Source organism: Streptomyces sp. BYX5S, assembly GCF_054724165.1.
This window is the reverse complement of record NZ_CM138829.1, coordinates 767,318-786,961: the sequence shown is the minus strand read 5'-3', so window position 1 is coordinate 786,961 and position 19,644 is coordinate 767,318. Positions and strand designations below refer to the sequence as shown.

Here is a 19,644-nt window from a genome sequence, read left to right as displayed (position 1 = left end):
GCACCCCGGCGCGGGCAGCGCCCTCGGTCGGCCCCGCCCCGCCGCCGCAGCCCCGGAACCTCGCCCCGCCCCACCACAAGCCCCGGAACCCCGCCCCGCGGCACCGCACCCACACCCACACCCACACCCCGTTGTCAGTACCGCCCCCTATCGTTCCGCCCATGACGACCCCGCCGCGTCCCACCGCCGCCTTGTCCGCAGACGAAGCCCGCCGCCTCGCCCTCCGCGCCCAAGGCTTCCTCGGCGCCCCCGACCGCAGGGCCGGCGTCCGTGGCGTACTGCGCCACCTCGGAGCGGTCCAGCTCGACACCATCTCCGTACTGGCCCGCTCCCACGAGCTGATCCCCTACGCCCGCCTGGGCGCAGTCCCCCGCACCGCGGTCGAGGCCGCCTACTGGTCCCCCACCCCGGCCGCACCCGGCACCGCCCCCCAGCCCCACGCCTTCGAGTACTGGTCCCACGCCGCCTGCATCCTCCCCATCGAGGAATGGCCCCACTTCGCCTTCCGCCGCCGCGCCTACCGCGCCCGCCCCCACTGGAACCACCACCTGCCCGACGGCGCCTACGACCAGGTGATCAAGCAGCTGCGCACCGAAGGCCCGCTCACCGCCACGGAGTTGGGTGGCGCGAAGAACAAGGGCGAGTGGTGGGACTGGTCCGAATCCAAGATCGCCGTCGAGCGCGCGCTGATGTACGGCGACGTCGTCTGCACGGAGCGCCGCGGCTGGAAGCGGATCTACGACCTGGCGGAGCGCGCGATCCCGTCGGACCTCCTCCACGACGACCTGGACGACACGGAGTGCGTCCGCCGCCTGGTCCTCCAGGCCGGCCAGGCCCTCGGCGTCGGCACGCGCGCGGACATCGCGGACTACCACCGCCTCAAGGGCGAGCAGTTCGACGCGGTGATCGAGGATACCGGCCTGGTGCCCGTCACGGTGGAGGGCTGGGGCGGCAAACCGACCTGGGCCGACCCCGCGGCCCTGGAGACAACACCCCGCGGCCGCCACCGCACCACGCTCCTGTCCCCGTTCGACTCCCTGATCTGGGAGCGCGCCCGTACGGAGCGGATCTTCGGTTTCACCCACCGCCTGGAGGCCTACGTTCCCAAGCCCAAGCGCGTCCACGGCTACTTCACGATGCCGGTCCTGTCCGGCGGCCGTCTGGTGGGCCGCGTCGACCCCGCGCGCGCGGGCAGCACGCTGGTCGCCAAGCAGGTCTCCCTGGAGGGCCCGAAGGCCGTACCGGCGGTGGCCTCGGCGCTCCTCGAAGCGGCGAGCTGGGTCGGCTGCGACAGCGTACGAGTGGAACGCATGGAACCCGCCCCTCTGAAGCAGGCCCTCGTCAAAGCACTCACCTGAACCGCTGAACCACTGAACCGCTGAACCGCTGAACCGCTGAACCGCTGCTAGCGGATCTCCAGGATCTTCTCCCGCATCGCGTACACCACGGCCTCCATCCTGGAGTGCAACTGGAGCTTCTCCAGGATGTTGCGCACGTGGTTCTTCACGGTGTTCTCCGAGATGAACAACTCCTTGGCGATGTCCCGGTTGTTCATCCCCGTGGCCACCAGCTTCAGCACCTCCAGCTCCCGGTCGGTCAACCGGGGCGCGGGCACGAGGCGGCGCTCGTCCGTGCGCTGGATCATCGACTTGAACTCGGTGAGCAACTTCGACGCCATCGACGGACTGATCTGCGACTGCCCGTCGGCCACGGCCCGAATCGCGGTGGCCACCTCGTCGGTCGAGATCTCCTTCAACAGGTAGCCGGTCGCGCCCGCCTTGATCGCGTCGTAGAGATCCGCTTCCTCATCGCTGATCGTCAACATGATGATCTTGGCGCTGGGTGCGACCTCCTTGATGGAGGTGCACGCCTCGATGCCGCCTCTCTTGGGCATCCGTACGTCCATGAGGACGATGTCCGGGAGCAGATCGGCCGCCTTGTCCACGGCCTCCGCCCCGTCCCCCGCCTCGCCGACGACCTGGATGTCCTCCTCGGCCTTGAGGACGATCTCCAGGCCGCGCCGGAACAGGGCGTGGTCGTCCACCACGAGGACCCGGATGGGCTCCTCGCGCGGGGATCCGGCATCCGGCCCCATGTCGGCGCCGTCCTCACCGGCGCCGGCGTCCTCGCCCCGCATCAGTCCGAAGCTGTCCGCCATCATTCCTCCCCCTGAAGGCCGCGGCCCATGTTCCTGTGCCGCGCCAACCCGAGGCACCAGCACGCCGGTTGACCCGACTCGGCCATGATTTCATGCCGCGCCCCGGCGCGACGGCCGTGCGGTGCACCAAGGGGTCGCACAAGGGTGCCCCTGGGGGCGCACACGCGCCGCAGGGGCACCGGTTGAGTGGGTGTCGGTCGAGGTCAGCCGCCGATGGCGTCGCCCGCGTCGGCGCTCTTGACCTGCGACACCATGGGGTCGGTGTTGAGGTGGATGACGCCGTAGTCGTAGGCGTGACGCCGGTAGACGACGCTGGGTTCCTTCGTCTCGGAGTCGACGAACAGATAGAAGTCGTGCCCGACCAGCTCCATCTCGTAGAGCGCCTGGTCGAGCGTCATCGGCGCCGCCACGTGGGTCTTCTCACGGACCACGAGCGGGCCCTCACCCTTGACCTCGAGCGAACCGATCTTCTTGGTCGGTACGCCGTCGGACTCGGCCTCGTCGGACCGGGCGATCGTGCCGTCCCCGTTGAGCAGGGCGGCGTCCGGAACGTGCTCGGCGACCTCCGCCGCGGAGATCCGCTTGCCGCGCCGCGACGACCGCTTGTCGTGCTGCTTGCGCAGGCGCGCGTCGAGCTTGTCCGTGGCCAGGTCCAGCGCCGCGTACGGGTCGCTTGCCGCGGCTTCCGCCCTGATCACCGGGCCACGCGTGCGCAGCGTGATCTCCACGCGGTCGCACCGGTCCGCCTGCCGGGGGTTGGGCTCCTTGGACACCTCGACGTCGAGGCTGATCACCTTGCCGTCGAGCTTCTGGATCTTGTCCAGCTTCAGCTTCTCGGCCACGTGCTTACGGAACCGCTCTGGTACCTCGGTCTTGCGGCCCTTGACGACGATGTCCACGCAGAACTCCGTTCCCGGATAGCTCCACTCCTTGGCGGAGCATCTCCCTTTTGCACCAGACTCCGGCCACTTCCGGAGTCTCGGACTCGGTGACTTCCACCTCCTCCTCCCCCGTGGACAAGATCTACACCCCACCGTGTCGGGGGATTGCGAAAAACGCCCGTTGCAATGTCCTGGCAAGCCAATCCATTGGCCGGAAGCGGCTCTCGCGATTCCTTGCCGAGTTCCTCACAACTGAACATATCTCGCCCGGACGGATGTCGGCACCCTCTACTGACACGTACCTCCGTCCGAGCGAATGAATCCTGTCTCTACCTGCAACGAAGCAGAATCTCGGTCAGTTCCGGTTTATTTCGAAGGATTCCGGAGACGCGGCTACGACGGCCGCCGAGAACATGATCTCGACGCCCTCGTCCGCCTTTCCCGGACCCGCCGCGAAGGAGACCCGAACCGACCTGCGTTGCACGAACCCCTTCCCCGAGGTCGCCTTCTTCGAACTGACCGCGACCGTTATTGCCCGAGCCGCCTCCGCCAGGGAAGCGCCGGTGGTCATGAGGTCGTCGACCAGCACGATCCGGCCACCTTCGGCGAGCAGCCCACCGCCACCGGCCACCACGTCCAGCGCACCCGTCACGTTGGCCAGCCGCTGCCGGGCGTCCAGGCCCGCCTGGTCCGCCACCGCCCCCCTCTGCCGCAGCACGGCGAGCACCCGCGCCGCCACCCCCGTACGACGCAGCTCGGCCGCCGCCGCGTACGCCATCCGCCGCGTCGGATCGTGCCCGCGCGCCCGCACGGCCCGCGCCGCCGACGGCACAGGGACCAGCGTCACGGCCTCCAGAGCCCCACCAGGCGCCCCGTGGGCCCCACCGTGCCCAAGGGCCCCACCGTCCGCGAGTCCGGCCCGCACAGCCCCCGCCAGGGCCGCGCCGAGCGGCCGGGCGAGGCCGAGCGTGCCCCGCTCCTTGTGGGCGAGGAGGACGGCCCGCACCGCGTCCCGGTACGGCGCGGCGCCGTGCACGACGGGCAGCCCCGGCGGCGCGGGCGACGGCCGCACCCGGCCCGGGGCGGCGCCGCGCACCGCCGCCGCGCACCGCGTGCACAGCGTCGTACGAGATCTGCCACAGCCGGCGCACTCGGCCGGAAGCACCAGATCGGAGAGGTCCTGCCACCACCCCCGCATACCCACCACTGTGCCGAGCCGTGGGCCGCGCTGCCACCCCTGTGGACAACGCCCTGTGGACAACTCGACGGTTGTGAACAGGGGTTGAGCCCGTACGAGTGCGACGCCGGGCAGAACCCGGGCGCACCGCGAGCCCACCCGCCTACCCGGGGTAGACCGGAGCCGTCCCGTCCTTCAGCACGGACTGCCACGCCGCCCCGGAGGACAGCCGGACGATGCCGTCGTCGGAGTGCGCGAGCAGCGGCAGCTCGTCGTTGTCGGAGGCCGAGATCTCGCTGACCCGGGTCAGCCCCGGCAGCGCCTGCCCGGTCGGCGTCGAACCGTCGGCCAGCACGTACTGCATCTGCTGAAGTCCGCCGGGCTCCCTGCCGACCACGACGAGCCGGCTGTCGCCCGCCCACGACACGGCCGTGACCTCTTCCATGCGCGGCGCGGCCGGGCGCAGTTCGGTCACCGAGACCTCCGTGTCGCCGTTGGCGTCGGGGCGTCGCTCGACCCGCCCGATCCACAGCTTCGTGGTGTCCTTCTCCGCGACGAGGAGCGCGATGCGCGCGCCGTCGGCGGACATCTTCACCGTCTCGATGGCGGCGTCCTCGCCGAGCCCCTCGACGCGGACGTCCTGCACCTCGTCGGCCTGCCCCTGCCCGAACATCAGCAGCCGCTGGTGCTTGGGGTCCCGGTCGGCCACCCACAGGTCCCCGCGCCCGTCCCAACTGGGCGTCGTGAAGCCGTCCTTCTCCGCCTTCGCACGGCTGCGCGCGACCGCGTCCCCCAGCGAGGCGCCGGAGATCAGCGAGGCGACGTACAGCGACCGGCCGTCGTTCGAGACGCCCGCAGCGCGCTCCTGGTCGCGCGAGACGGCCACCGAACGCAGCACCTGCTCGCCCTCGCCCAGCGGCCCCGGCACCTGCTCGGGGTCCTTGGCGGAGCTGCTCTTGCCCGGCATCCGCACCAGACGGCCCTTGGCGTCGAGGAAGTACTGGTCGGGCACCCGCCCGTTGGACCGCGGCGCCGCGAGCGCGTCGGCGCCGTCCTCGGTCATCGCGCACATGAACCGGCCGTCGGACCGCTTCAGTTCGACCTCGTTCACGCTCGACGACGACAGGTCCCGCAGTGAGAAGAGCAGTTGGGCCGCCATCTCCTTGCACTTGGCCTGCCCGGCCCTGCTGCCCGCCGCGTTCAGCGGCACCGTCAGCTTGTTCGCGTCGTCGGGCGCCAGCGACTCGACGCCCTTCTTCAGCGCGGCATGCGTCGGGAACGCCGTCCGCACCACCGGGTCCAGCCAGCGCGTCGGCCCCCTGAGCAGCTCCGTGACGGTCTCCGTCAACGGATCGGTCCACTGCCGTACGAAGACGGGATCCGCGACCATGCGCCGCTGCCCGGCCTCGTCACCGGACGTCGAATCCACCGCGTAGTAGTACTTGTTGACGGAGCTGTAGATCCGCTGGAAGTCGGACTCGCCGAGGACCACGCCCTCCGGGAGGGCGTCGATCCGCCACTGCTTGCCCTTCGCGGTGTTCACCTGCGTCAGGTGCAGATCGCCCCGGTACGACGAGTCCCCCGGCTGGTAGGCCTGCCGCTGGTCGACCGTGGCGACCTGATGGCCGGTCAACTGGTAGGAGCGGCCGTCGTTCCCGGAGTTCGGCCGGTCCGTCTGGCGCCTGCTGGGGCCCTCGTCGAGCACGACGGTCCGCTGCTCGGGCTCCCAGCTCTTCGCCGCCTGCGGGGTGAGGTACTTGCGCGCGATCGTGTACGAGGGATCGTCGCTGGTCAGCGCCTCCAGGAAGCCGTCGACGATGGCGGAGGGCCCGACGTCGTCCTTCGGCGGCAGGGCGAAGACACGCACCTGCGAGTCCGGCCGCTGCGAGGCCTCGACCGATTCGAGGCCTCCGTTGTCCGGCATCGACGCGCATCCGGCGAGCACGAGTGCGCCGCACCCGGCCAGCACTCCGGCCCGCATCCCGCGCCGCTGACGCGGCGCCCGCTGCTCATCCACGACTGCCGTCGCTCCCCTCGCCCCGCGACGTCGCCGCCGTCCGCCCCGTACGTGCCCGCGCCGACGCCTCGTCCGCATCCGACCGCTCGTCCCGCTCAGGCTGTCCGTCCCGGTCCCCGTGCCCGGCGGCGTCCTCCGCCTGCCGCGGCCCGTTCACCGCCCCGCCGCGCGCGACCACGCGCGCGCCGCTGCCGGGCAGCGCCGTGGGATCGGCGGGCACCGACGCCTGGGCGTACCGGGGGGCGATCGGCGCCTTCGCCGGTACGGGCGGCGCCTGCGCCGGCACCGTGGCGAGCTTCCTGCCGTCGGCGCCCGGCAGCCCGGCCTCACCGAGCCCGCGGTTGCGCCGCGAGTCCTCCGGCTCCAGCGGTATCGGCGAACCGCGCAGCGCCTCGTCCACGGTCCTCGGCAACGTCAGCCGGAACTGCGAACCGCCACCCGGCTCACCCCACGCCTGCAACCAGCCGCCGTGCAGCCGCGCGTCCTCCAGGGCGATCGAAAGCCCTAGACCCGTACCACCCGTCGTACGCGCGCGTGCCGGGTCGGCCCGCCAGAAACGGCTGAACACGCGAGTCGCCTCGCCCGGCTTGAGCCCCACTCCGTAGTCGCGCACGGCGACGGCGACCGCGCCGCCCGCGGCCGCGAGCCGCACCACGACGTCCTTGCCCTCACCGTGCTCCACGGCATTGACCACCAGGTTGCGCAGCACGCGCTCCACGCGCCGCGCGTCCGCCTCCGCGACCACCGGCTGTTCGTCACCGACGATCCGTACGCGCGTGCCCTTGCGCTCGGCGAGCGGCTCGGCGCCGCCCACCACCCGCCGTACGACCTCGCGCAGGTCGATCGGCTCGGCCTCCAGCGCTGCGGCCCCCGCGTCGAACCGGCTGATCTCCAGCAGGTCGGCCAGCAGCGACTCGAACCGGTCCAGCTGGTCGGCCAGCAGCTCCGCGGACCGCGCGGTCACCGGATCGAAGTCGACCCGCGCCTCATGGATGACGTCGGCGGCCATCCGCACCGTCGTCAGCGGCGTACGCAGCTCATGGCTCACGTCGGAGACGAACCGCCGCTGCATCCGCGACAGATCCTCCAGCTGCTGGATCTTCAAATACAGATTCTGCGCCATCTTGTTGAAGGCCTCGCCCAGGCGCGCGATGTCGTCCTCGCCGGTGACCTTCATCCGTTCCTGGAGGCGGCCCGCGGAGAGCCGCTCGGCGACCCCGGCCGCCATCCGCACGGGCGTGACCACCTGCCGTACGACGAGCCAGGCGATGGCCCCGAGCAGCACGACGACGAACAGCCCGGCCGTCGCCAGCGTCCCCTTGACCAGGCCGAGGGACTTCTCCTCCTGCGTCAGCGGGAACAGGTAGTACAGCTGGTAGGCGTTGCCCCGCGGGTCGTTGAGCCGCTTGCCGACGACGAGCCCCGGCTGCGACTCCTTGCCGCCCACGTAAACGATCTTCGTGTACTCCTGGGAGGCGCCCGCGGTCCGGTCCACCTGCGCGCGCAGGTCACCGGGCACGCTGCGGTCGGGGTCCACGCCGCCGGAGCCGCGCGGCGCCCGCCCGTTGCCACTGCCGACATCGCTGGAGCCGAGGGTCACCACGTCGAACGCGCCCTTGCCGCCACTGGCGAGCTGGGTGACGAGCTCACTCATCCACACGTTGGAGCTCAGCGTGGAGCGGCTGTCGTCGGACGCGCCGTCCCGCATCCCGGCCGCCGCCGAGTCCGCCTTGTCCTTGGCCGCGCGGAACCCGCCCTCGGCCTGGCTCTGCGAGGCCCGCACCTTGGCGTCCAGCAGCCCGTTGCGCACCGAGCCGATGACGACGATGCCGAGCAGCAGCACGACACCGAGCGACATCAGCAGCGTCGTGACGACGACCTTCAGCTGGATGTTCCGCCGCCACAGCCGCATCGCGGGCAGCAGCGGACGCCGCACCCAGCGCGCGAACAGGCGCAGCACGGGGCTGCCCTTCATCCCGCCCTGGAGCAGCAGCCCGCCGTCGATGGCCCGGCGCAGCCGCGAACCGCGCGCGGCGGCCGGCCCCGAGCTCGATCCCACAGGCCGCTCCGGGCGGGACCCCGGGGCCCCGGGCGCCGAAGCGGCACTGTCACGGGACACGTCAGCTCGGTCCTGCCTTGTAACCGACACCTCGGACGGTCACCACGATCTCCGGCCGCTCCGGGTCCTTCTCGACCTTGGAACGCAGCCGCTGGACATGCACATTGACCAGGCGCGTGTCCGCCGCGTGCCGATAGCCCCACACCTGCTCGAGGAGCACCTCACGCGTGAACACCTGCCACGGCTTGCGCGCCAGCGCGACCAGCAGGTCGAACTCCAGCGGCGTCAGCGCGATCGGCTGACCCTCGCGCTTCACCGAATGCCCGGCCACGTCGATGACCAGGTCACCGATGGCGAGCTGCTCCGGCGCGGGCTCCTCCGACCTCCGCAGCCGCGCCCGGATACGGGCCACGAGCTCCTTCGGCTTGAACGGCTTCACGATGTAGTCGTCGGCCCCCGACTCGAGACCCACCACCACATCGACGGTGTCGCTCTTCGCCGTGAGCATCACGATCGGCACCCCGGACTCCGCCCTGATCAGGCGGCACACCTCGATACCGTCCCGGCCCGGCAGCATCAGATCGAGCAGCACCAGATCGGGCTTGGTCTCACGGAAAGCGGCCAGCGCCTTGTCGCCGTCTGCCACGAACGACGGCTCAAAACCTTCACCACGCAGCACAATGCCGAGCATCTCGGCCAGTGCGGTGTCGTCGTCGACGACAAGGACTCGTCCCTTCATGGACCACATCATCCCATTAGCTCATCGTTACCTGAGGTGAGCTGGCACACAGTTCACCCAAGGCCTCACTTGTCACAGGCGACACAACGCCCCACTCCGTGACGATCGCCGTCACCAACTCCGGAGGCGTCACGTCGAACGCGGGGTTGTACGCCTGCGTTCCCAGCGGTGCCACCGGAATCCCGCCACCTGCCTCCACTCCGGCCAGCGGCGCCCGCGGCGCCGTGACCTCCGTCACTTCATGTCCGGGCCGCTGCTCCACCTCGATGGCGGCCCCGTCCGCGGTGGCCAGGTCGATCGTCGTCACCGGGGCGACCACGATGAACGGCACGTGGTGATAACGCGCCAGCACGGCGAGCGGATAGCTCCCCACCTTGTTGGCCACCGAACCGTCGGCCGCGATCCGGTCCGCACCGATCAGCACGGCGTCCACCTCACCCGCCGCGAACAGCGATCCCGCCGCACTGTCCGTGAGCAGCGTGTACGCCATCCCGTTGCGCGCGGCCTCGTAGGCGGTCAGACGAGCACCCTGCAACAGCGGACGCGTCTCGTCCACCCACAGCCGCCGCAACCGCCCCGCCCGGTGCGCGGCGAGCGCCACCGCGAAGGCCGTGCCCTCACCGCCGGAGACCAGCGCCCCGGTGTTGCAGTGCGTCAGGATGCGGTGGTTGCCACCGGGCACCAGCTCGTCCAGCAGCCGCAGCCCCTGCCCGGCCATCCGGGCGCTGGCCTCGGCGTCCTCCGCGTGCAGGGCCCGCGCCTCGGCGAGCGCCGCCGCGGCGGCCCGCTCCAGCCCCTGCGCCCCGTCGCCCGCGCCTCCCACGAACGCGGCCCGGTACGCCTGCTGCGCCCTGCGCACCCCGTACGCCAGATTCACCGCGGTGGGCCGCGCCTCCGCCAGCGCCTCCGCCGCTTCCTCCACGTCGAAGCCGCGGGCCGCCGCGAGCGCCACCCCGTACGCGCCCGCGACGCCGAGCACCGGCGCACCGCGCACCGCCAGGGTCCGGATCGCCTGCACCAGTGCCTGCGGGTCCGTGCACACGAGCTCGACCTCTTCCGCGGGCAACCGCGTCTGGTCGAGGAGCACCAGTACCGGGCCCTCTGCCGGTTCCTCCCAACGGATCGTCGGAATGTCGACGGCCTCGGGCTGTTTGCCGTCGATGGGCCGTATGTCCTCGCCGGATTGCGCGTACTGATCAGCCATCCGCCCAGTCTGCCCCGGACCGACCCGACAATTGAAGGCGTGCAGCCCTTACCGGGGCCGGTCATCCGGCACCCGCCCCATGGCACGATGGCAGCCAACCTGCTGCCGCGACCGCGGACGGGCACTGTGAAGGAGCGACGATGAACGACACTCCGGGCTGGGCATCGCCCGGATCTGCCCCCTCCGACGGCCCGGACGGCAACCGCCAGGACGGTCCCGGCCAGAGCGGCGACGCACAGGGCAGCGGTCCGCAGGACGCGACCCCGCAGGACTCCGCCGGCCAGGGCCCGAAGTGGTCCAAGGAACAGCCGCCGCCCGCCCAGTGGTCCGCGCCCTCCGGCCCCGGCCAGACGCCTCCCCCGCCCCCGCCGGCCCCCGGCCAGGGCCAGGGCGGTCAGGGCTGGGGCAACCAGGGCTGGGGCAACCAGGGCTGGGGCAACCAGGGCGGACACGGCGGCTACGGCCAGGGGCCGGGCGGCCCCGGCGGCGGCTACCCCGGCTGGGGCGGCGGCTGGCAGGGCAGGCCCCCGGCAGCGAAGCCCGGCGTCATCCCGCTGCGCCCGCTCGGCGTCGGCGAGATCCTCGACGGCGCGGTGTCGACGATGCGCACCTACTGGCGCACCGTCCTCGGCATCTCGCTGACCGTCGCCGTGATCACCCAGCTCCTGACGGTCCTCCTGCAGGGCTTCGTCCTCAACGACGCAGCGACCAACACGACCCTCGACGACCCCGACGCCACCCCGCGCGAGATCTTCAGCGCCCTCGGCGCGCTCCTGATCGGCTCCGGCGTCGTCGCCATCGTCACGCTGCTCGGCACGATCGTCGCGACGGCCCTGCTGACGACGGTCACCAGCCACGCCGTGCTCGGCCGGCCCGTCACCATCGGGGAAGCCTGGCGCGACGCCAGGCCCCAGCTCCTGCGGCTGCTCGGCCTGACGCTGCTGCTTCCCCTGATCGCCGCCGCGGTCATGCTCGTGTCCGTCGCCCCCGGCATCCTCGTCGGCGTCCTCGGCTCCCCCGACGGCGGCGTCGCGCTCGGCATCATCGGCGGTCTCGCCGGCTTCGCGGTGACGATCTGGCTGATGATCCGCCTGTCGCTGGCCTCGCCCGCGCTGATGCTGGAGAAGCAGACCATCCGCAAGGCCATGGGCCGCTCCGCCAAGCTCGTCCGCGGCTCCTGGTGGCGCGTCTTCGGCATCACGATCCTGGCGTCCCTGATCGCCGCGATCATCTCGCAGATCATCCTCGTGCCGTTCACCGTCATCGCCGGTGTGGTCAGCGGAGACGGCTTCGCCGGCCTGCTGGAGAGCGGCGGGAGCCTCGGCTGGGCGTTCCTCATCGTCACGGGCATCGGCTCGGTGGTCGGCTCCACCATCACCTTCCCGATCACGGCCGGTGTCACGGTACTGCTCTACATCGACCGCCGTATCCGCCGCGAAGCCCTCGACCTCGAACTCGCCCGCGCCGCGGGCCTGAGCGGCTACGGGTCCGGCTCCGACGCCGCCACGGGGAGCTGATGGGGTGAGCGCACTGGGGGGAGTGCTCCACGCGACGGTCTCGTCGGTGCTCGCCGGGGGCGACGAGCCGCCGGTGACGATCTCGCGCGCCCCCGCGCGCGAGGCGGCGCGGCGCGAGCTGTCCAAGCCCGCGTACCAGCAGGACGACCCGAACTGGTTCATCCGCGCCCTGAACAAGTTCTGGGACTGGATCGACGAGCTGTTCTCCGCCGCGTCCGGCGCCACCCCCGGCGGCACGGTCGGCCTGCTCGTGATCCTGCTGGCCGTCGCCGCCGTGGTCGCCGCCCTGTGGTGGCGCCTCGGCACCCCGCGCCGCTCCCCCGGCTCCACGCCCCCGCTCTTCGACGACCGCCCCCGCAGCGCCGCCGAACACCGCGCGGCCGCCGAGGCGCACGCCGCCCAGGGCCACTGGAACCAGGCCGTCCAGGAACGGATGCGCGCCCTGGTCCGCTCCCTCGAGGAACGCGCCCTCCTCGATCCGCGCCCCGGCCGCACCGCCGACGAGGCCGCCACCGAGGCCGCCCGCCCGCTGCCCCTGCACGAGGAGCGGCTGCGCACGGCCGCCCGCGACTTCGACGACGTCACGTACGGCGGCCGCACCGCGTCCCGGGAGACGTACGAGCGGCTGTCCGCACTGGACACCGAAGTGGAACGCACCACCCCCGCCCTCACCTCCACGGCGGGAGCACCCCGGTGACCGAACAGACTCCGCACCCGGGCCACGAGCCGGGCCCCGCTCCCGAAGCGCACCCCGGCCCCGCCGCCACGACGACCCTCACCGCGCCGCCACCACCGCCACCGGCCCCTGACACGAGCACCTCGATCACGCCCACGCCCCGCCAGGTCTGGACCCGAACCCGCGGCATCGCCCTGGCCCTGGTCCTCCTCCTGGTCGCGGCCGTCCTCCTCGCCGTGATCCGCTCCGGCGAGCAGCACGGCGCCCTCGACCCGCGCTCCGCCGACGAGCGCGGCAGCCGCGCCGTCGCCGAACTCCTGGCCGACCGGGGCGTCGACACACGCGTCGTCACCACGACCGCCGACGCCCGCGCGGCGACCGGCCCGGACACGACCCTCCTGGTCGCCGCCCCCGACCTCCTCACGGACCGGCAGCAGGCCGACCTGCAGGCCGCCACCGCCGACTCCGGCGGCCGCACCGTCCTCGTCGCCCCCGGCGCTGCAGCCGCCGGCACGCTGGCCCCCGGCGTCACCGCGGACCCGGAGCCCGCCACCGAGAAAGCCCTCGCCCCCGACTGCGCGCTGCCCGCGGCCCGCCGCGCCGGCCCCGCCGCGACCGCCGGCCACCGCTACGACACGAAGCTCGCCGGCGCCGACGCCTGCTACCCGAGCCATGGCTCCGCCACGCTCCTGCGCGTGCCGGCCCCCACCGGCGACGGCGACACGGTCCTGCTCGGCTCCCCCGACATCCTTCTCAACGAAAGCCTCGACGAGCAGGGCAACGCCTCGCTCGCCCTGCAACTCCTCGGTTCCCACCCTCATCTGGTCTGGTACCTCCCCTCCCTCTCCGACGAGGCGGCGTCCAGCGACGCACAGAACGACCGCAGCTTCGTCGACCTGATCCCCAAGGGCTGGCTCTGGGGCACCCTTCAGCTCTTCATCGCGGCAGCCCTCGCCGCGCTGTGGCGCGCACGCCGTCTCGGCCCCCTGGTCCAGGAGCGTCTGCCCGTCGCGATCCGCGCCTCCGAAACCGTCGAAGGCCGCGCCCGCCTCTACCGCAAGGCGAACGCACGCGACCGCGCCGCCACGGCCCTGCGTATCTCCACCCGCACCCGCCTGGCCCCCCTCATCGGCGTCCCCGTGTCCCAGGCCCACACGCCCGAGACCTTCCTCCCGGCCCTGGGGCGCCAACTCCCCACGCCCGCCCGGGACCCGCACGCCCTCCTCTTCGGCCCGCCACCCGCGACCGACGCAAGCCTCATCGCACTCGCCGACCACCTCGACGCCCTCGAAAGAGAGGTACGGAACACATGATGGACCCGACCACTGACAACGCCGGGCCCACGACCGATCCCCGCAGCTCAAGGGCGTCCTTGGAGGCCCTGCGCACCGAGATCGCCAAGGCCGTGGTCGGCCAGGACCCCACCGTCACGGGCCTGGTCGTGGCCCTGCTCTGCCGCGGCCACGTCCTCCTCGAAGGCGTACCCGGCGTCGCCAAGACCCTCCTCGTCCGCGCCCTCGCCTCGTCGCTCGAACTCGACACCAAGCGCGTCCAGTTCACCCCCGACCTGATGCCGAGCGATGTGACGGGCTCCCTGGTCTACGACACGAACACCGCCCGCTTCTCCTTCCAGCCGGGCCCGATCTTCACCAACCTCGTCCTCGCCGACGAGATCAACCGCACCCCGCCCAAGACCCAGTCCTCCCTCCTCGAAGCGATGGAGGAACGCCAGGTCACGGTCGACGGCACGGCCCGCGAACTCCCCGATCCCTTCATGGTGATCGCGACCCAGAACCCGGTCGAGTACGAGGGCACCTACCCCCTCCCCGAGGCCCAACTGGACCGCTTCCTGCTCAAGTTGAACGTTCCGCTGCCCACCCGCCAGGACGAGATCGACGTCCTGACCCGGCACGCCTCCGGCTTCAACCCGCGCGACCTGCAAGCGGCCGGCATCCGCCCAGTGGCCACGGCAGCGGACCTCGAAACGGCCCGCACAGCGGTCGCCAAGACGACGATCTCCCCCGAGATCACCGCCTACGTAGTCGACATCTGCCGCGCGACCCGCGAATCCCCGTCCCTCACCCTCGGCGTCTCGCCGCGCGGCGCCACGGCCCTCCTCGCCACGGCCCGCGCCTGGGCCTGGCTGACCGGCCGCGACTACGTCACCCCCGACGACGTCAAAGCCCTCGCCCTGCCCACCCTCCGCCACCGCATCCAACTGCGCCCGGAGGCCGAGATGGAAGGCGTGACCGCGGACTCGGTCATCAACGCGATCCTGACCCACGTCCCCGTCCCCCGCTGACCCGACGCCCAACGGAGGACGACACGACCATGGCTCTGACCGGACGTACGGCACTGCTCGCAGCGCTCGGCTCCCTCCCCGTCGGCATCTGGGAGCCCAGCTGGACAGGCATCCTGGCCGTCAACACCCCCCTGGCCCTTGCCTGCGCCTGCGACTTCGCCCTGGCCGCCCCCGTACGCCGCCTGCGCCTCACCCGCTCCGGCGACACCTCCGTACGCCTCGGAGACCCGGTCGACGTCACGCTCACGATCACCAACCCCTCCCGCCGCCCCCTGCGCGCGCAGATCCGCGACGCCTGGCCCCCGAGCAGCTGGCGCTCCGGCACGGAGTACGAGGCATCGCGCCACCGCGTGAACATCCCCGCGGGCGAACGACGCCGCCTCACCACCCGTCTCCAGCCCACTCGCAGGGGCGACCGGAAGGCCGACCGCGTCACGATCCGCTCCTTCGGCCCCCTCGGCCTCTTCACCCGTCAGGGCACACACAGGGCCCCTTGGACGGTCCGCGTCCTCCCGCCGTTCCACAGCCGCAAGCACCTCCCCGCCAAACTGGCCCGCCTACGCGAACTCGACGGCCGCACCAGCGTGTTGACCAGGGGCGAAGGCACCGAATTCGACAGCCTCCGCGAGTACGTTCCCGGCGACGACACCCGCTCCATCGACTGGCGCGCGACAGCCCGCCACTCCTCGGTCGCCGTCCGCACCTGGCGCCCCGAACGCGACCGCCACATCCTTCTCGTCCTCGACACCGGCCGCACCTCCGCGGGCCGGGTCGGCGACGCCCCACGCCTCGACGCCTCCATGGACGCCGCACTCCTCCTGGGAGCCCTGGCCTCCCGCGCCGGCGACCGCGTGGACCTCCTGGCCTACGACCGCCGCATCCGCGCCCTGGTCCAGGGCCGCACAGCAGGCGAAGTCCTCCCGGCCCTGGTCAACGCCATGGCCACACTGGAACCAGAACTCATCGAAACCGACGCCCGGGGCCTCACGGCAACCGCCCTCCACACAGCGCCCCGCCGCTCCCTCATCGTCCTTCTTACGTCCCTGGACGCGGCCCCCATCGAGGAGGGCCTGCTCCCCGTACTCGCACGCCTCACAAAGCGTCACACCGTCGTCGTGGCCTCGGTGGCCGACCCGGCGATCGAATCCATGGCATCGAGCAGGGGCAGCACAGAAGCGATCTACGACGCCGCATCAGCAGCCCAGGCAAAGGCAGAGCGCCTCCGCACAGCGGAACAACTCACCCGTCACGGCGTCACAGTCGTGGACGCGACCCCTTCAGCCCTGGCTCCAGCCCTCGCGGACGCATACCTGTCACTGAAATCCGCCGGCCGCCTATGACACAGCGGGGCCGCAAAAGGCCTTCGCCAGGAACCCCTAAACGCAGAAAAGCCCGGACCGTATCCCGGTCCGGGCTTTTCTCTAAAAATAGTTCGGCGGCGTCCTACTCTCCCACAGGGTCCCCCCTGCAGTACCATCGGCGCTGTGAGGCTTAGCTTCCGGGTTCGGAATGTAACCGGGCGTTTCCCTCACGCTATGACCACCGAAACACTATGAAACTGTCAACCGGAGTCGTGGCCTATGACTACGACGGTTGTTCGTGGTTTCAGAACCAACACAGTGGACGCGAGCAACTGAGGACAAGCCCTCGGCCTATTAGTACCAGTCACCTCCACCCGTTACCGGGCTTCCAGATCTGGCCTATCAACCCAGTCGTCTACTGGGAGCCTTACCCCATCAAGTGGGTGGGAATACTCATCTCGAAGCAGGCTTCCCGCTTAGATGCTTTCAGCGGTTATCCCTCCCGAACGTAGCCAACCAGCCATGCCCTTGGCAGAACAACTGGCACACCAGAGGTTCGTCCGTCCCGGTCCTCTCGTACTAGGGACAGCCCTTCTCAATATTCCTGCGCGCACAGAGGATAGGGACCGAACTGTCTCACGACGTTCTAAACCCAGCTCGCGTACCGCTTTAATGGGCGAACAGCCCAACCCTTGGGACCGACTCCAGCCCCAGGATGCGACGAGCCGACATCGAGGTGCCAAACCATCCCGTCGATATGGACTCTTGGGGAAGATCAGCCTGTTATCCCCGGGGTACCTTTTATCCGTTGAGCGACGGCGCTTCCACAAGCCACCGCCGGATCACTAGTCCCGACTTTCGTCCCTGCTCGACCCGTCGGTCTCACAGTCAAGCTCCCTTGTGCACTTACACTCAACACCTGATTACCAACCAGGCTGAGGGAACCTTTGGGCGCCTCCGTTACCCTTTGGGAGGCAACCGCCCCAGTTAAACTACCCATCAGACACTGTCCCTGATCCGGATCACGGACCCAGGTTAGACATCCAGCACGACCAGAGTGGTATTTCAACGACGACTCCACAACCACTGGCGTGGCCGCTTCACAGTCTCCCACCTATCCTACACAAGCCGAACCGAACACCAATATCAAACTGTAGTAAAGGTCCCGGGGTCTTTCCGTCCTTCTGCGCGAAACGAGCATCTTTACTCGTAGTGCAATTTCACCGGGCCTATGGTTGAGACAGTCGAGAAGTCGTTACGCCATTCGTGCAGGTCGGAACTTACCCGACAAGGAATTTCGCTACCTTAGGATGGTTATAGTTACCACCGCCGTTTACTGGCGCTTAAGTTCTCAGCTTCGCCACACCGAAATGTGACTAACCGGTCCCCTTAACGTTCCAGCACCGGGCAGGCGTCAGTCCGTATACATCGCCTTACGGCTTCGCACGGACCTGTGTTTTTAGTAAACAGTCGCTTCTCGCTGGTCTCTGCGGCCACCCCCAGCTCAGAGTGCAAGACTCATCACCAGACGTGGCCCCCCTTCTCCCGAAGTTACGGGGGCATTTTGCCGAGTTCCTTAACCATAGTTCACCCGAACGCCTCGGTATTCTCTACCTGACCACCTGAGTCGGTTTAGGGTACGGGCCGCCATGAAACTCGCTAGAGGCTTTTCTCGACAGCATAGGATCATCCACTTCACCACAATCGGCTCGGCATCAGGTCTCACCCTCATGTCTCCCGGATTTACCTGGAAGACGGGCTACACCCTTACCCCGGGACAACCACCGCCCGGGCTGGACTACCTTCCTGCGTCACCCCATCGCTCACCTACTACCAGCTTGGGCCGGCGGCTCCACCACTCCGAACCACGTCAAAGACGAGGACGGCGGTTTCACGGCCTTAGCATCACTGGATTCGATGTCTTTCGCGTCACAGCGGGTACCGGAATATCAACCGGTTATCCATCGACTACGCCTGTCGGCCTCGCCTTAGGTCCCGACTTACCCTGGGCAGATCAGCTTGACCCAGGAACCCTTAGTCAATCGGCGCACACGTTTCTCACGTGTGAATCGCTACTCATGCCTGCATTCTCACTCGTGAACCGTCCACAACTACCTTCCGGTGCTGCTTCACCCGGCACACGACGCTCCCCTACCCATCACAGCAGGCGTTGGCCCTCTTGCTGCAATGACACGACTTCGGCGGTACGCTTGAGCCCCGCTACATTGTCGGCGCGGAATCACTTGACCAGTGAGCTATTACGCACTCTTTCAAGGGTGGCTGCTTCTAAGCCAACCTCCTGGTTGTCTCTGCGACTCCACATCCTTTCCCACTTAGCGTACGCTTAGGGGCCTTAGTCGATGCTCTGGGCTGTTTCCCTCTCGACCATGGAGCTTATCCCCCACAGTCTCACTGCCGCGCTCTCACTTACCGGCATTCGGAGTTTGGCTAAGGTCAGTAACCCGGTAGGGCCCATCGCCTATCCAGTGCTCTACCTCCGGCAAGAAACACACGACGCTGCACCTAAATGCATTTCGGGGAGAACCAGCTATCACGGAGTTTGATTGGCCTTTCACCCCTAACCACAGGTCATCCCCCAGGTTTTCAACCCTGGTGGGTTCGGTCCTCCACGAAGTCTTACCTCCGCTTCAACCTGCCCATGGCTAGATCACTCCGCTTCGGGTCTTGAGCGCGCTACTATACCGCCCTATTCGGACTCGCTTTCGCTACGGCTTCCCCACACGGGTTAACCTCGCAACACACCGCAAACTCGCAGGCTCATTCTTCAAAAGGCACGCAGTCACGACGCAAGGAACAAGTTCCTTGCGCGACGCTCCCACGGCTTGTAGGCACACGGTTTCAGGTACTATTTCACTCCGCTCCCGCGGTACTTTTCACCATTCCCTCACGGTACTATCCGCTATCGGTCACCAGGGAATATTTAGGCTTAACGGGTGGTCCCGCCAGATTCACACAGGATTTCTCGGGCCCCGTGCTACTTGGGTGTCTCTCAAACGAGCCGCTAACGTTTCAGCTACGGGGGTCTTACCCTCTACGCCGGACCTTTCGCATGTCCTTCGCCTACATCAACGGTTTCTTACTCGTCCCATCGCCGGCAGACGATGGAAGAGAGATCCCACAACCCCGCACACGCAACCCCTGCCGGGTCTCACACGTATACGGTTTGGCCTCATCCAGTTTCGCTCGCCACTACTCCCGGAATCACGGTTGTTTTCTCTTCCTGCGGGTACTGAGATGTTTCACTTCCCCGCGTTCCCTCCACACTGCCTATATATTCAGCAGCGGGTGACAGCCCATGACGACTGCCGGGTTTCCCCATTCGGAAACCCCCGGATCAAAGCCTGGTTGACGACTCCCCGGGGACTATCGTGGCCTCCCACGTCCTTCATCGGTTCCTGGTGCCAAGGCATCCACCGTGCGCCCTTAAAAACTTGGCCACAGATGCTCGCGTCCACTGTGCAGTTCTCAAACAACGACCAACCACCCGTCACAACCCACCGAAGCAGATTTTTACCGGGGCCGGCATCGAGGATCGGGACAAGCCCGCGCCCTCAGACACCCAACAGCGTGCCCGACACCCTCGCCCCTCCAT

At 69.4% G+C, this 19,644-nt stretch carries 13 protein-coding genes and 2 rRNA genes; 6 read left to right on the top strand and 9 right to left on the bottom strand.

What is annotated here, in order from left to right; genetic code table 11:
- Nucleotides 1-161 precede the first annotated feature (161 nt).
- Nucleotides 162-1,358: a winged helix-turn-helix domain-containing protein gene (locus ACYBSK_RS03545; RefSeq protein ID WP_460245137.1), complete on the top strand. Its 1,197-nt coding sequence runs from the start codon at nt 162-164 to the stop codon at nt 1,356-1,358.
- Between the two features lie 47 nt (nt 1,359-1,405).
- Here ACYBSK_RS03545 and ACYBSK_RS03540 read toward each other — a convergent pair whose 3' ends face one another.
- The 7 genes from ACYBSK_RS03540 to mtnA all read right to left on the bottom strand — a co-directional run bounded on the left by ACYBSK_RS03540 (nt 1,406) and on the right by mtnA (nt 10,235).
- A complete protein-coding gene (locus ACYBSK_RS03540; protein ID WP_457475345.1) occupies nt 1,406-2,158 on the bottom strand; it encodes a response regulator in 753 nt (250 codons plus the stop codon).
- 203 nt (nt 2,159-2,361) lie between these two features.
- Nucleotides 2,362-3,057, bottom strand: coding sequence for a ribosome hibernation-promoting factor, HPF/YfiA family (gene hpf, locus ACYBSK_RS03535; protein WP_457475344.1), 696 nt, complete (start codon nt 3,055-3,057; stop codon nt 2,362-2,364).
- Between the two features lie 337 nt (nt 3,058-3,394).
- Entirely contained in the window at nt 3,395-4,237 is an 843-nt protein-coding gene (locus ACYBSK_RS03530) for a ComF family protein (RefSeq protein WP_457475343.1), read from the bottom strand.
- Nucleotides 4,238-4,379: 142 nt separating this feature from the next.
- Nucleotides 4,380-6,197, bottom strand: a complete 1,818-nt coding sequence (locus tag ACYBSK_RS03525; protein ID WP_460246953.1) for an LpqB family beta-propeller domain-containing protein — start codon at nt 6,195-6,197, stop codon at nt 4,380-4,382.
- Between the two features lie 28 nt (nt 6,198-6,225).
- Entirely contained in the window at nt 6,226-8,352 is a 2,127-nt protein-coding gene (gene mtrB / locus ACYBSK_RS03520) for an MtrAB system histidine kinase MtrB (RefSeq protein ID WP_460245136.1), read from the bottom strand.
- Nucleotide 8,353: 1 nt separating this feature from the next.
- A complete protein-coding gene (mtrA, locus tag ACYBSK_RS03515; RefSeq protein ID WP_323179534.1) occupies nt 8,354-9,043 on the bottom strand; it encodes a two-component system response regulator MtrA in 690 nt (229 codons plus the stop codon).
- A gap of 4 nt (nt 9,044-9,047) precedes the next feature.
- On the bottom strand, nt 9,048-10,235 hold the full coding sequence (mtnA, locus tag ACYBSK_RS03510; protein WP_457475341.1) for an S-methyl-5-thioribose-1-phosphate isomerase: 1,188 nt from the start codon (nt 10,233-10,235) through the stop codon (nt 9,048-9,050).
- Between the two features lie 140 nt (nt 10,236-10,375).
- Between mtnA and ACYBSK_RS03505 the strand changes: the two genes are divergently transcribed.
- The 5 genes from ACYBSK_RS03505 to ACYBSK_RS03485 all read left to right on the top strand — a co-directional run bounded on the left by ACYBSK_RS03505 (nt 10,376) and on the right by ACYBSK_RS03485 (nt 16,070).
- Entirely contained in the window at nt 10,376-11,752 is a 1,377-nt protein-coding gene (locus ACYBSK_RS03505; protein WP_460245135.1) for a glycerophosphoryl diester phosphodiesterase membrane domain-containing protein, read from the top strand.
- A 4-nt stretch (nt 11,753-11,756) separates the two neighbouring features.
- A complete protein-coding gene (locus ACYBSK_RS03500; protein ID WP_460245134.1) occupies nt 11,757-12,449 on the top strand; it encodes a DUF4129 domain-containing protein in 693 nt (230 codons plus the stop codon).
- Nucleotides 12,450-12,574: 125 nt separating this feature from the next.
- The gene (locus tag ACYBSK_RS03495; RefSeq protein ID WP_460246952.1) at nt 12,575-13,741 is read left to right on the top strand and encodes a DUF4350 domain-containing protein; all 1,167 of its coding nucleotides are present in this window, start codon (nt 12,575-12,577) and stop codon (nt 13,739-13,741) included.
- Nucleotides 13,741-14,730, top strand: coding sequence for an AAA family ATPase (locus tag ACYBSK_RS03490; RefSeq protein ID WP_460245133.1), 990 nt, complete (start codon nt 13,741-13,743; stop codon nt 14,728-14,730). Before ACYBSK_RS03495 ends, ACYBSK_RS03490 begins: the two co-directional genes overlap by 1 nt.
- 29 nt (nt 14,731-14,759) lie before the next feature.
- On the top strand, nt 14,760-16,070 hold the full coding sequence (locus ACYBSK_RS03485) for a DUF58 domain-containing protein (protein WP_460245132.1): 1,311 nt from the start codon (nt 14,760-14,762) through the stop codon (nt 16,068-16,070).
- Between the two features lie 90 nt (nt 16,071-16,160).
- On the opposite strand, the gene rrf is transcribed toward ACYBSK_RS03485, so the two are convergent.
- Nucleotides 16,161-16,277: ribosomal RNA gene (gene rrf / locus ACYBSK_RS03480) — 5S ribosomal RNA — on the bottom strand.
- 88 nt (nt 16,278-16,365) lie between these two features.
- Nucleotides 16,366-19,489, bottom strand: a 23S ribosomal RNA gene (locus ACYBSK_RS03475).
- Nucleotides 19,490-19,644: the final 155 nt, after the last annotated feature.

What these genes read in the sequence shown, in the direction of transcription:
- ACYBSK_RS03545 (WP_460245137.1), top strand. Translation starts at nt 162, where the DNA reads ATGACGACCCCGCCGCGTCCCACCGCCGCCTTGTCCGCAGACGAAGCC.
- ACYBSK_RS03540 (WP_457475345.1), bottom strand. Translation starts at nt 2,158, where the DNA reads ATGGCGGACAGCTTCGGACTGATGCGGGGCGAGGACGCCGGCGCCGGT.
- ACYBSK_RS03530 (WP_457475343.1), bottom strand. Translation starts at nt 4,237, where the DNA reads ATGCGGGGGTGGTGGCAGGACCTCTCCGATCTGGTGCTTCCGGCCGAG.
- ACYBSK_RS03525 (WP_460246953.1), bottom strand. Translation starts at nt 6,197, where the DNA reads ATGCGGGCCGGAGTGCTGGCCGGGTGCGGCGCACTCGTGCTCGCCGGA.
- mtrA (WP_323179534.1), bottom strand. Translation starts at nt 9,043, where the DNA reads ATGATGTGGTCCATGAAGGGACGAGTCCTTGTCGTCGACGACGACACC.
- mtnA (WP_457475341.1), bottom strand. Translation starts at nt 10,235, where the DNA reads ATGGCTGATCAGTACGCGCAATCCGGCGAGGACATACGGCCCATCGAC.
- ACYBSK_RS03505 (WP_460245135.1), top strand. Translation starts at nt 10,376, where the DNA reads ATGAACGACACTCCGGGCTGGGCATCGCCCGGATCTGCCCCCTCCGAC.
- ACYBSK_RS03490 (WP_460245133.1), top strand. Translation starts at nt 13,741, where the DNA reads ATGGACCCGACCACTGACAACGCCGGGCCCACGACCGATCCCCGCAGC.
- ACYBSK_RS03485 (WP_460245132.1), top strand. Translation starts at nt 14,760, where the DNA reads ATGGCTCTGACCGGACGTACGGCACTGCTCGCAGCGCTCGGCTCCCTC.